Source organism: Xanthobacter pseudotagetidis, from assembly GCF_043194795.2.
Classification (GTDB): Bacteria; Pseudomonadota; Alphaproteobacteria; order Rhizobiales; family Xanthobacteraceae; genus Xanthobacter; species Xanthobacter tagetidis_A.
Genome location: NZ_CM195534.1, coordinates 90773 through 103460 on the forward strand (window position 1 = coordinate 90773; position 12688 = coordinate 103460).

The 12688-nt window shown below is 71.9% G+C and carries 10 protein-coding genes; 6 read left to right on the top strand and 4 right to left on the bottom strand.

The features are described from left to right. The first annotated feature begins 14 nt into the window (after nt 1-14). Together V5F67_RS00465 and V5F67_RS00470 are read left to right on the top strand one after the other, a co-directional pair. Nucleotides 15-2837, top strand: a complete 2823-nt coding sequence (locus V5F67_RS00465) for a DUF4159 domain-containing protein (RefSeq protein WP_394020958.1) — start codon at nt 15-17, stop codon at nt 2835-2837. A 25-nt stretch (nt 2838-2862) separates the two neighbouring features. After that, entirely contained in the window at nt 2863-4929 is a 2067-nt protein-coding gene (locus tag V5F67_RS00470) for a hypothetical protein (RefSeq protein WP_394020957.1), read from the top strand. Between the two features lie 109 nt (nt 4930-5038). On the opposite strand, the gene V5F67_RS00475 is transcribed toward V5F67_RS00470, so the two are convergent. Further along, on the bottom strand, nt 5039-5740 hold the full coding sequence (locus V5F67_RS00475; protein WP_394020956.1) for a DUF1013 domain-containing protein: 702 nt from the start codon (nt 5738-5740) through the stop codon (nt 5039-5041). A gap of 297 nt (nt 5741-6037) precedes the next feature. Here V5F67_RS00475 and ispH point away from each other — a divergent pair, with 297 nt between their 5' ends. Genes ispH through rnhA form a run of 3 tightly spaced genes read left to right on the top strand, consistent with a single transcriptional unit; the run spans nt 6038 to nt 8444 of the window. Beyond that, nucleotides 6038-7000 (top strand): 4-hydroxy-3-methylbut-2-enyl diphosphate reductase, encoded by a 963-nt coding sequence (ispH, locus tag V5F67_RS00480; protein ID WP_394020955.1) that lies wholly within the window; start codon nt 6038-6040, stop codon nt 6998-7000. A 3-nt stretch (nt 7001-7003) separates the two neighbouring features. Continuing rightward, nucleotides 7004-7969 (top strand): homoserine kinase, encoded by a 966-nt coding sequence (locus tag V5F67_RS00485; protein ID WP_394020954.1) that lies wholly within the window; start codon nt 7004-7006, stop codon nt 7967-7969. A 13-nt stretch (nt 7970-7982) separates the two neighbouring features. Further along, a complete protein-coding gene (rnhA, locus tag V5F67_RS00490; protein ID WP_394020953.1) occupies nt 7983-8444 on the top strand; it encodes a ribonuclease HI in 462 nt (153 codons plus the stop codon). A gap of 220 nt (nt 8445-8664) precedes the next feature. Here rnhA and V5F67_RS00495 read toward each other — a convergent pair whose 3' ends face one another. From V5F67_RS00495 to V5F67_RS00505, 3 genes are read right to left on the bottom strand one after another with little or no spacing between them, the layout of a single operon-like run. After that, complete coding sequence (locus V5F67_RS00495) at nt 8665-9210, bottom strand: biotin transporter BioY (RefSeq protein WP_394020952.1); 546 nt, start codon at nt 9208-9210, stop codon at nt 8665-8667. 3 nt (nt 9211-9213) lie between these two features. Continuing rightward, nucleotides 9214-9831 carry an energy-coupling factor transporter transmembrane component T family protein gene (locus tag V5F67_RS00500; RefSeq protein ID WP_394020951.1) on the bottom strand — a complete coding sequence of 206 codons (618 nt, stop codon included), beginning with the start codon at nt 9829-9831 and terminating at the stop codon, nt 9214-9216. Further along, nucleotides 9828-10583: an energy-coupling factor ABC transporter ATP-binding protein gene (locus V5F67_RS00505; protein ID WP_394020950.1), complete on the bottom strand. Its 756-nt coding sequence runs from the start codon at nt 10581-10583 to the stop codon at nt 9828-9830. The genes V5F67_RS00500 and V5F67_RS00505 overlap by 4 nt, the downstream gene beginning before the upstream one ends. Nucleotides 10584-10809: 226 nt before the next feature. On the opposite strand from V5F67_RS00505, the gene V5F67_RS00510 reads away from it, so the two are divergent. After that, nucleotides 10810-12636 carry a dihydroxy-acid dehydratase gene (locus V5F67_RS00510; RefSeq protein ID WP_509210591.1) on the top strand — a complete coding sequence of 609 codons (1827 nt, stop codon included), beginning with the start codon at nt 10810-10812 and terminating at the stop codon, nt 12634-12636. The last annotated feature ends 52 nt before the right edge of the window (nt 12637-12688 follow it).

Sequence of the window (12688 nt, forward strand, 5' to 3'; positions counted from 1 at the left end):
GGAGGGCGCGCCTGATGCTCGGCCTGCCGCTCGCCTTCTCCTCGCCGCTGCTGCTCGCCGCCCTCATCGGGCTGCCGCTGCTGTGGTACCTGCTGCGCGTGGTGCCGCCGCGCCCGCACAAGGTGGCGTTTCCGCCCACCGCGCTGCTGTTCGACATCAAGCCGAAGGAGGAGAGCGCGGCCAAGACGCCGTGGTGGCTCACGCTCCTGCGGCTGCTGCTGGCGGCGCTGGTGATCCTCGCCGCCGCCGGCCCGATCTGGAACCCGCCCGCCACCGACCCTGCCCGCAGCGGCCCGCTGGTGATGGTGATCGACCAGGGCTGGCCCGCCGCCCAGAGCTGGGCGCAGCGCAAGGACGCCGCCGACGCCTTCGTCGACGACGCGGAGCGTGACGGGCGCGGCGTCGCCCTCATCCCCACGGGCGACGTGCCGAAGGAGGCGACGCTGCTCGCCCCCGCCGCCGCCCGGGACCGCCTGCGCTCGCTCGATCCGGTGCCCTACGCGCCGTCACGCGCCGAGGCCTTCGCGCTCGCCGGCAAGGTGCTCGACGCCGACCGCGAGGCCGGGCTCGTCTTCATCTCCGATGGCGTCGACCTCGGCGCGGACGGCGATCTCACCGCGGTCTTCTCGCCCCTGAGGGAGCGCGCGCCGCTGGTGGTGAGCGGCGGCGTTGCCGCGCCGCTGGCGCTCGCCGCCACCGAGAACGCCGCCGACGCGCTCACCGTGAAGGTGCTGCGCCCCGCCGGCGGTCCGCCGCGCGCCGGACGCGTGGAGGCGAAGGACATGCGCGGCCTGTCGCTCGGCGAGGCGCCGTTCACGCTGCCCGACGGCGCCAGCGAGACCGAGGCGCGCTTCACCTTGCCGGTGGAGATGCGCAACGAGGTCGCCCGGCTGGAGATCGTCGCCGAGCGCTCGGCCGGCGCGGTGCAGCTGGTGGACAAGCGCTGGCGCCGGCGCACGGTGGGCATCGTCTCCGGCACCACCACCGACACCGGCCAGCCTTTGCTCGCGCCCACCTATTACCTTTCGCGCGCGCTCGGCCCCTATGCCGACCTCAAGGTGGCGGAGACCGGCTCGGCCACCGACAACATCAACGCCTTCCTCGACCAGCGCCTGCCGGTGCTGATCCTCACCGACGTGGGCACCATCCCCGCCGCCACCCGCGCCCGCCTCACGCGCTTCGTGGAGGACGGCGGCGTGCTGGTGCGCTTCGCCGGGGCGCGGCTCGCCAACAACGCGCAGGACGACCTGCTGCCGGTGAAGCTGCGGCGCGGCGGCCGGGTGCTCGGCGGCTCGCTCTCCTGGGACACGCCCCAGCCGCTGGGCGCGGTGACGCAGGAGGGCCCGTTCCGCGACCTCAGGATCCCCGCCGACGTGACCGTCAGCCGCCAGGTGCTGGCCGAGCCGGACGGGCTGCTCGGCGAACGCACCTGGGCGACGCTGGCGGACGGGACGCCGCTCGTCACCGGCACCCGCATCGGCAAGGGCACGCTCGCTTTGTTCCACGTCACCGCCGACACCTCCTGGTCGAACCTGCCGCTTTCGGGCACCTTCGTCGACATGCTGCGCCAGGTCATCGCGCTCTCCGACACCCCGCCCCCGGCCGCCGACGGCGCGCCGGCCGAGATCGGCCGCGCCGGCCTGCGCACCGAGGCGTCCACCCTCGCCCCGGCGCGGCTCCTGGACGGGTTCGGCGCCTTCCACCCTGCGGGGCCGACCGCGCGGGCGATCCCCGCCAACTTCTCAGGGATCGCCAGCGCCGAGCACCCGCCGGGCTTCTACGGCCCTCCGGACGGCCTGCTGGCGGTGAACGCGCTCAGGCCCGACGACCGGCCGAAGGCGCTCGACCTCTCGGCGCTGGGCGGCCGCATGGAGCAGCTCAAGGAGAGCGAGCCGCGCGACCTGCGCGGCGCGGTCCTGCTCGCCGCCATGGTGCTGCTGCTACTCGATGCCCTGGCGGTGCTCTACCTCTCCGGCGGGCTGTCGCGGCTGGGCGGCCGCAGGCCCGCGGCGGCCGCGGGGCTTGCGATGCTGCTCGGCCTGGCGGCGCTCGGGACCTCGCTCGCGCCCCGGACGGCGCAAGCGGACGACACCTTCGCCGTCACCGCCACGCGCCAGACCCACCTTGCCTATGTCACCACCGGCCAGAGCGACGTGGACGACATCTCGCGCGCCGGGCTCGACGGGCTGTCCGCCTATCTCGGCCAGCGCACCGCGCTCCAGCCCGGCGCGGCCATGGGCATCGACCTCGCCAAGGACGAGCTGTCCTTTTTCCCGCTGATCTACTGGCCGGTGCTCGCCGACGCGCCGGTGCCGCCGCCGGCGACGCTCGCCAAGGTGGATGCCTACATGAAGCAGGGCGGCACGGTGATCTTCGACACCCGCGACGCCATCGAGAGCACCGGCGGACCCGGCTCGCCGCTGACGCCCGCCGCGGCCAAGCTGCGCGCCATCCTGTCCGGCCTGGACATTCCCGAGCTGGCGCCGGTGCCGCGCGAGCACGTGCTCACCAAGGCCTTCTATCTGCTGAAGGACTTCCCCGGCCGCTTCACCGGCGGCACCACCTGGGTGGAGGCGCTGCCCCAGGGCGACGAGAGCGACCGCCCGGCGCGGGCGGGAGACGGCGTCTCCCCGGTCATCATCACCTCGAACGATCTCGCCGGCGCCTGGGCCGTGGGCAAGGGCGGCGAAGCATTGCTGCCGCTGACCCCCGGCGAGCCACGCCAGCGCGAGTTCGCGTTCCGGGCCGGCGCCAACATGGTGATGTACGTGCTCACCGGCAACTACAAGGCCGACCAGGTGCACGTGCCCGCCTTGCTGGAGCGCCTCGGCCAATGAGCACGCGCATCCCGGTTTCCGCCCCATGAGCTACGGCCTCGCCTTCTCCCCCCTGGTGCCGCTGCCGCTGCTGATCGGCCTTGCCGTCGCCGCCGCGCTGCTCGCCGGGCTGCTCCTGTTCTCCCGCACCCGTGGCAGCGTGCTGCGTGCCCTTGCTCTGGCGGTGGGCCTGCTCGCCCTCGCCAACCCCTCCCTCACCCGCGAGGAGCGCGAGCCGCTCACCTCCGTGGTGGCGGTGGTGGTGGACGAGAGCGCGAGCCAGTCCTTCGGCGACCGCGCCGCCCAGACCGAGGCCGCCCGCGCGGCGCTGAAGGAGCGCCTCGACCGGGTGCCGGGCCTGGAGGTGCGCACCATCGTCGCCGACGCCGGCGACGGCGACCAGGACGGCACGCGCCTGTTCTCCGCGCTCTCCGCCGGCCTCGCGGACGTGCCGCCCGAACGGGTGGCGGGCGCCGTGCTGATCACCGACGGGCGCGTTCACGACGTGCCGGACAGCGCCCCGCAGCTCGGCTTCAACGCCCCGGTCCATGCGCTGATCTCGGGCCGGCCGGGCGAGCGCGACCGGCGCATCGCGCTGGAAAAGACGCCGCGCTTCGGCATCGTCGGCCAGAACCAGTCCATCACCTTCCGCGTCACCGACGAAGGCGCGCCGGCCGGCGCCCGGGTCGGCGTCACCGTGCGGCGCGACGGCGAGGTGATCGCCCGGCCCATCGTTACCGCCGGCCAGAGCACGAGCATCGACGTGGCGGTCACCCATGCGGGCGCCAACATCGTCGAGTTCGAGGTGCCCCCGCTCGACGGCGAGCTGACCCTGGTCAACAACCGCACCGCCGTCTCCATCGACGGCGTGCGCGACAAGCTCAAGGTGCTGCTGGTCTCGGGCGAGCCGAACGCCGGCGAGCGCACCTGGCGCAACCTCTTGAAGAGCGACGCCAACGTCGACCTCGTCCACTTCACCATCCTGCGCCCGCCGGAGAAGCAGGACGGCACGCCGATCAACGAGCTGTCGCTCATCGCCTTCCCGACGCGCGAGCTGTTCCAGACCAAGATCAAGGACTTCGACCTCATCATCTTCGACCGCTACGCCCAGCAGGGCGTGCTGCCGCAGGTCTATTTCGACAACATCGTGCGCTACGTGCGCGCCGGCGGCGCGGTGCTGGTGGCGGCGGGAACCGACTTCATCGACACCGGCTCGCTCGCCAACACGCCCCTGGACGAGATCCTGCCCAGCATCCCCTCGGGCGACCAGACGCTCCAGCCTTACCACGCCCGCCTCACCGACCCCGGCAAGCGCCATCCGGTGACGCGCGCCTTGCCCGGCTCGGAGAGCGACCCGCCCCACTGGAGCCGCTTCTTCCGGGTGATCGACACCAAGGCCCGCTCCGGCACCAGCCTGCTCGGCGCGCCGGGCGACAAGTCGGTGCTGCAGATCGACCGCGTGGGCGAGGGGCGCGTGGCGCTGCTGCTGTCCGACCACATCTGGCTGTGGGCGCGCGGCTATGAGGGCGGCGGCCCGCACATCGACCTGCTGCGGCGCCTCTCCCACTGGCTCATGAAGGAGCCGGACCTGGAGGAGGAGCGCCTCAAGCTCACCGTCCAGGGCCGCGACCTGGTGGTGGAGCGCCAGACCATGGGCGACAGCGTGCCCGCCGCCGCCGTCACCACGCCGTCCGGCGCGGTGCGCAATCTGACCCTCGCCCAGGCCGAGCCCGGCTTGTGGCGCGCCACCACGCCCGCCGACGAGCTCGGCCTGTGGCGCGCGGCCAACGGGCGCTTCACCGCGCTCGCCAATATCGGCCCGCTGAACCCGAAGGAGTTCGCCGAGGTCACCAGCACCCGCGACGTGGTGGCCCCCGTCGCCGCCGCCACCGGCGGCGGTGTCTGGCGGCTCGCCGACCTCTCGGGCACGGTGCCTCGGGTGGTGCGCGTCTCCTCGGGCGAGCGCCTTGCGGGGGAGGACTGGATGGGCCTGCGCACCCGCGACGTGTCGGTGGTGCGCGGCATCGGCCTGTTCCCGCTGTTCGCGGGCCTCTCCGGCCTGCTGCTCATCCTCGGCGCGCTGGCCGCAACGTGGGTGAGGGAGGGGCGCTAGGGACGCCATCCGCCGCAGGCAACCGCCAGAGACAATGCGGCCTAAACAAAAAAGGCGCCCCGCAGGGCGCCTTTCTTTTTTCGGAGTGCGGCACAATGGCAGCGCGGCCTCACTCCTCCTCTTCCTCCTCGCCCTTCCTGGAGCCGCCGAGCTTGGCGAACACGGTCTCCAGGTCGAGCGACTCGCGGCCCTTGCCGCGCGGCTCCTCCGCCTCCTCGTGGGCGGTGGTGACGTCGGCGGGCAGCAGGGTCGCGCCGCGCTCCTCGGCGGGGACGGCGGGACGGTCCTTGGCGGCCTTCTGCACCTCCATGTCGAGGTCGATCTGGCTGCACAGGCCGAGCGTCACCGGGTCCATGGGCTGGAGCTGCGCCGAGTTCCAGTGGGTGCGCTCCTTGATGGACTGGATCGTCGCCTTGGTGGTGCCCACCAGGCGGATGATCTGCGCATCCTTCAGTTCGGCGTGGTTGCGCAGCAGCCAGAGGATGGCGTTCGGCCGGTCGTGGCGGCGCGAGACCGGGGTGTAGCGCGGGCCACGGCGCTTCTTCTGCTCCGGCAGGCGCACCTTCGATTCCAGCAGCTTCAGCCGGCGGTTCGGGTCCTTCTCGGCGAGCGCGATCTCCTCGCGCGAGAGCTGGCCGGTGGAGATGGGGTCGAGGCCCTTGATGCCCTGGGCCACCTCTCCATCGGCGATGCCCTTCACCTCCAGCGGGTGGAGCTTGCAGAAGTCGCCGATCTGCTCGAAGGAGAGCGCGGTATTGTCCACCAGCCAGACGGCGGTGGCCTTGGGCATCAGCGGAATGTTGGTCGACATGTCGGCCCTCGGATGTCTTTGCGCTCAGCGCGGTGTTCGGGTTCGTGATGCGCGGGCTCGCTGGCACGCCCTCCCCTGGGGCGGACCACGGCACCAATCGCGATGTCCGGGATGCCCATAACATAGGCGGACGGCACGCCAGTTGCAATTCCTATGCATCCCGGGCCGGCGCGAACGTCTGTCGATGGTAAATTGCTCCAGCCGCTGCGCGGCAGCGCTTGACACGCCGCGCGGGAACATCCCATCTCCGAGGCGTTGCGCGGGCCGAGCCCGATCCAGCCGCCGACGGAACCTCCTATGGACGCCAAGCCGCCCCTCCGCATCCTCCTGTGCGCCCCGCGCGGCTTCTGCGCCGGCGTCGTGCGCGCCATCGACGCGGTGGAGCAGGCGCTGAAGCTCTACGGCGCCCCGGTGTATGTGCGGCACGAGATCGTCCACAACAAATACGTGGTGGAGGGCCTGAGGAAGAAGGGCGCGATCTTCGTCGAGGAGCTGAGCGAGGTGCCGGACACCCAGGCGCCGGTGATCTTCTCCGCCCACGGCGTGCCGAAATCGGTGCCGGCCGAGGCGGCGGACCGCAACTTCTTCGCCATCGACGCCACCTGTCCGCTGGTGACGAAGGTGCACCGCGAGGCGCAGGTGCACTTCAAGCGCGGCCGGCACATCCTGCTGATCGGCCACCGGGGCCATCCGGAGGTGGTCGGCACCATGGGCCAGCTGCCCGAGGGCGCGATCACGCTGGTGGAGACCGCCGAGGACGCGCGCGCCATCACGCCGGCGGACCCCGAGAACCTCGCCTACGCCACCCAGACCACGCTCGCCCTCGACGACACGGCGGAGATCGTCGCCATCCTGCGCGCGCGCTTCCCGGCCATGGCGGAGCCGCACAAGGAGGACATCTGCTACGCCACCACCAACCGCCAGGAGGCGGTGAAGAAGGTGGCGCCCAAGGTGGATGCCATGATCGTGGTGGGCGCGCCCAATTCCTCCAACTCCCAGCGCCTGCGCGAGGCGGCCGAGCGCGCGGGCTGCGCCCGCTCGGCCCTGGTGCAGCGCGGCGCGGACATCGACTGGTCGGTGTTCGGCGCCATCACCAGCCTCGGCATCACCGCCGGCGCCTCGGCGCCCGAGGTGCTGGTGGAGGAGATCATCGACGCCTTCGCCGAGCGCTTCGCGGTGGAGGTGGAAAGCGTGACCTCGGCGCAGGAGGACATGTTCTTCCCGCTGCCCCGCGCCTTGCGCCCCAGCGCCGCGGAGTAGGACGTGGCGGTCTACACCGACGTCTCGGCGGGCCAGATCGCCGAGTTCCTGAGCCTCTACGACATCGGCACGCTCACCTCCTTCCACGGCATTGCCGAGGGGGTCGAGAACTCGAACTTCCTGGTCCAGACCACGGCCGGGAGCTACATCCTCACGCTCTACGAGAAGCGCGTGGCGCGCGAGGACCTGCCGTTCTTCATCGGCCTGATGCAGCATCTCGCCAAGCGCGGGCTGTCCTGCCCGCTGCCGGTGGCGGCGCGCTCGGGAGCGATGCTGGGCGAGCTGGCCGGGCGGCCGGCGGCCATCGTCACCTTCCTGCCGGGCGTCTCGGTGCGGCGGCCCACCGCCGTGCACTGCGCCGAGCTGGGGCGCGGGCTGGCGCAGCTGCACCTTGCCGGCCGCGATTTCCCCATGCGGCGGGCGAACGCGCTCTCGGTCTCCGGCTGGCGCCCGCTCTATCGCGGCGCGCGCGGGCGGTCGGACGAGGTGGCGCCGCGCCTTTCGGCCACCATCGAGGAGGAGCTCGGCGACCTGGAGAGCGACTGGCCCACCGGCCTGCCGGCGGGCGTGATCCACGCCGACCTGTTTCCGGACAATGCCTTCTTCCTGGACGACGCGCTCTCCGGCATCATCGACTTCTACTTCGCCTGCACAGACTTCCTCGCCTACGACGTGGCGGTGTGCCTGAACTCCTGGTGCTTCGAGCCGGATGCCTCCTACAACGTCACCAAGGGGCGCGCCCTGCTCGCCGGCTACGAGAGCCTGCGCCCGCTGACGGCGGAAGAGGCCGCGGCGCTGCCGCGCCTTGCCCGCGGGGCGGCGCTGCGCTTCCTGCTGACCCGCCTCGTGGACTGGCTGAACGTGCCGGAAGGCGCGCTGGTGCGGCCCAAGGACCCGCTGGAATACCTGCGCAAGCTGCGCTTCCACCGTGCGGTGGACAGCGCCCGCGACTATGGCCTCGCCCCGTGAGCCCGGTATTCAGATGAAGAAGGAAGTCGAGGTCTTCACCGACGGCGCGTGCTCCGGCAATCCCGGCCCCGGCGGCTGGGGCGCGCTCCTGCGCTTCGGCGCCCACGAGAAGGCGCTGTCGGGCGGCGAGGCGCTCACCACCAACAACCGCATGGAGCTGATGGGCGCCATCTCGGCGCTGGAGGCGCTGAAGGAGGCCTGCACGGTCGACCTTCACACCGACAGCGAATACCTGAAGAACGGCGTCACCAAGTGGATGCACGGCTGGAAGCGCAACGGCTGGCGCACCGCCGACCGGAAGCCGGTGAAGAACCAGGACCTGTGGGAGCGGCTCGACGGCGCGCTCAAGCGCCATGAGATCCGCTGGCACTGGGTGAAGGGCCATGCCGGCCACCCGGAGAACGAGCGCGCCGACGAACTGGCGCGCGAGGGCATGGCGCCGTTCAAGCTGCGCCGGGCGATCGCGCCGGAATAGGGATCGGTGGCGGGCCGGACTGCCTTGGCGCCTTCTGGCCAGCCGCCGACGATCCCCTCCGCCGACATGCCCGGGCTTGGCCCGGGCATCCGCGGCTCGCGGCCAGGCGCATCATCGCAGATCAGGGGAAATCGGCCCGGCGTGGATGGCCGGGACGAACCCGGCCATGACGGCGTGAAGCGCGCCTGAAGCCCGGTGGGCGCCGTGCCCTCGGGCCGCCTCACGCCGGCGGCGCCGCGCGCCAGCCCTTCAGCACGGTGGTCGCCAGCAGCGCGGCGGCCATCGCCTTCAGGAGATCGCCGGGGATGAAGACGGCGGAGGCGAGCGCCGCCTTCTCAAGGCCGATGCCGGCCACCGCCGCCAGAACCGGGATGCCGCCGAGATAGACCACGCCGATGCCGCCGATCACCGCCGCCAGGAACGCAGAGACCAGCGCCCCGAACGGCAGGCGCGGCGCCAGGAGCCCGGTCACGTAGGCGCCGGCGATGTAGCCGAGGAAATAGCCCGCCGTCGGCCCGAACAGGATGCCGAGCCCGCCGCGCCCGCCGGCGAGCAGCGGCGCGCCGAGCAGCACCACGAAGCAGAACAGCGCCACCGCGCCGGCCCCGGCGCGGGCGCCGAGCAGCAGGCCCGCCAGCATCACGCCGAGGCTCTGGGCGGTGATCGGCGCGCCCGCCGCCAGCGGCAGGAACAGCGGCGGCACGAGCCCGAGCGCGCCGATGAGCGCGGCCATGAGCGCCATGCGCACGAGGGTCCTGGTCTCCATGGCTCACGGCCTCCGGCGGTTGCGGGTGAACGAGAAGCCGCGCGCGTCCAGCGCCTCGGCCACCTGGTCGGCGCCCCGGAGCGCGCCGGCGAAGAAGGCGGCGAACACGGGAAGGCGCGGCCGCCGCGGGCTCCTGGCGCGCCAGGCCTCCTCCCGCGCGCGCCAGCTCGCCGCCAGCACCGGCACGAAGCGCAGCACCAGCGCCACCGCCAGCGCCAGCCGGCGCGGGTCCAGCCCGACCGCGCCGAGCGGGCGCAGCACCACGCCGAGGGCGTCCATCATGTCTTCCAGCCGCGTGGAGAGGGTCACGAGGTCCGCCATCAGCACCATGGCGAGGATGCGCATGACGCTGGCGAGCGCGGCGGCCGGCGTCTCCGCCAGCGCCTGGATGACGCCGATGATGACGAGCAGCGGCACCAGCGGCGCCCATTGGCCGAGCCGGGCGAGGCCCCGCCGTCCCATCGCGGCATAGGGCGCGAGCACCAGGACCAAGGCGAGAGCGAGCCAGCGCGGGTCGTGGAGCGGCAGCAGGGCGATGGAGCCGAGCGCGAGAGCGGCCAGCTTCACCCCCGCCGGCAGGCGGTGGAGCAGCGTGTCGGCGGCAAGGTAGCCGCCCCTCACGGCAGGCTCCCCTGCGCCGCCGCCTTGGCGCGGGCGTGATCGGCATAGGCGGCGAGAACGGCGCCCGGCGCGCCGTCGGCGGCGATCCGGCCCCGGTCGAGCCAGATCACCCGGTCGAAGCCTTCCAGCAGGTGCAGATCGTGGGTCGCCATGACGACCTGGAGGTCGAGCCCCGCCAGCCGCTCCGATAGAAACAGGCGGGTCGGAAGATCAAGACTCGCGAACGGCTCGTCCAGCAGCAGCAGGCGTGGGCCGCCGGCGAGCGCGGCGAGGATGCAGACGAGCTGCTTTTGCCCCTCGGAGAGCTCTTCCACCGCGCGGCCTTCCCAGCCGGCGCAGCCGTGCGCCGCGAGCAGGTGGTTGGCGCGGGCGTGGGCGCCCGCCTTCCCCATGCCCTGTTCCAGGGGGCCGAAGGCGATCTCCTCGCCGACGGTGGGGAAGATGATCTGGTGATCCACGTTCTGGAACACGAAGCCGGCGAGCCCCGGCAGCGCGCGCCGGTGGGCGCGGGTCTCCAGGCCGCAGACCTCCACCGTTCCAGCGTCCGGCAGCAGCAGGCCGTTCAGCAGCCGCAGCAGCGTGCTCTTGCCGGAGCCGTTGTCGCCCACGAGGCCGATGCGGCGCTCCGGCAGGACCAGATCGAGCCCCTCGAACACCACCCGCCCGGCACGTGACAGGCGCACGCCGTCGAGCCGCGCGCCGGCGGCGGACATGTCTGGCGCGGATGCAACGGGAAAGGTCATGGCGATCATTCTCTTGCTCCGCAATAAACCGTTCGACGCGCGAGGCAAGGGGCCGGCGGAGGCGGCGCGGTACGCATTCGGCCGGCGGCGCACGCAGGGCGGGAATGCTGCAACGCAAAGGCTTGGCACGGTGGCGCCCGCGCGAAATCCCATTGATTTTCCAGGGCGGCCGGCGCATAAATCGCCGCCAATCAAATCGATTAAAACGCCGGTCAGGGCGACGAGGAGAGGGTGCATGTCGGGACGAGGCTCGGGACAGGGCGACCAGCCGGAGAAGCACGGGCTGAAGCTGAGAAGCCAGCTGTGGTTCGACAACCCCGACAATCCAGGCATGACCGCGCTCTATCTGGAGCGCTACCTGAACTTCGGCCTCACCCGCGAGGAGCTCCAGTCCGGCAAGCCGATCATCGGCATCGCCCAGACCGGCTCGGACCTCTCCCCGTGCAACCGCCACCATCTCGACCTCGCCAAGCGCGTGCGCGCGGGCATCGAAGCGGCCGGCGGCGTGCCGTTCGAGTTCCCGGTGCATCCGATCCAGGAGACCGGCAAGCGCCCCACCGCCGCGCTCGACCGCAACCTCGCCTATCTCGGCCTGGTAGAGGTGCTCTATGGCTATCCGCTGGACGGCGTGGTGCTCACCACCGGCTGCGACAAGACCACGCCCGCCTGCATCATGGCCGCCGCCACCGTGAACATCCCCGCCATCGTGCTCTCGGGCGGGCCGATGCTGAACGGCTGGTGGAAGGGTGAGCGCACCGGCTCAGGAACCGTGGTGTGGAAGGCGCGCGAGGAGCACGCCGCCGGCAAGATGGACTACGACACCTTCATGGACGTGGTGGCCTCCTCCGCCCCTTCGGTCGGCCACTGCAACACCATGGGCACCGCCTCCACCATGAACGCGCTCGCCGAGGCGCTGGGCATGTCGCTGCCCGGCTGCGCCGCCATCCCGGCGCCCTATCGCGAGCGCGGCCAGATCGCCTACGAGACCGGCAAGCGCATCGTCGAGATGGTGTGGGAGGACCTGAAGCCCTCCGACATCCTCACCCGCGAGGCGTTCGAGAACGCCATCCGCGTCAATTCCGCCATCGGCGGCTCCACCAACGCGCCGATCCACCTCAACGCCATCGCCCGCCACGTGGGCGTGCCGCTCACGGTCGACGACTGGCAGAAGGTGGGCCACAAGATCCCGCTGCTGGTGAACATGCAGCCGGCGGGCGAATATCTGGGCGAGGAGTTCCACCGCGCGGGCGGCGTGCCAGCGGTGGTGGCGGAGCTGATCGAGAACGGCAAGATCCACGAGGGCGCGCCCACCGTGAACGGCCACACCATGGGCGAGAACTGCAAGGGCAGGCTCACCTGGGACCGCTCCGTCATCAAGGCCTATGACGCGCCCATGAAGCCGGATGCCGGCTTCATCGTGCTGAAGGGCAACCTGTTCGACAATGCGGTGATGAAGACCTCGGTGATCTCCAAGGAGTTCCGCGACCGCTACCTCTCGAACCCCAAGGACCCCGAGGCGTTCGAGGGCCGCGCCGTGGTGTTCGAGGGGCCGGAGGACTACCACCACAATATCGACGACCCGGCGCTCGGCATCGACGAGAACACGCTCCTGTTCATCCGCTGCACCGGCCCGCTCGGCTATCCCGGCGGCGCCGAGGTGGTGAACATGCAGCCGCCCGCCGCCCTCATCAGGAAGGGCGTCACCGCTTTGCCCTGCATCGGCGACGGCCGCCAGTCGGGCACGTCCGGCTCGCCCTCGATCCTCAACGCCTCGCCGGAAGCCGCAGCCGGCGGCGGCCTCGCGCTCTTGAAGACCGGCGACCGGGTGCGCATCGACCTCAACAAGTGCACCGCCGACATCCTCATTCCGCCCGAGGAGCTCGCCCAGCGGCGCGCCGACCTCCAGGCCCATGGCGGCTTCCCCATGCCCAAGAGCCAGACCCCCTGGCAGGAGATCCAGCGCTCCATGGTGGCGCAGTTCGACGAGGGCATGGTGCTGAAGCCGGCGGTGAAGTTCCAGCGCGTGGCCCAGACCATGGGCGTTCCGCGCGACAACCACTGAGCGCACGCCGGAACCCATGGCACGGAAGCGGCACAGCCCCAGGTGCGACCGG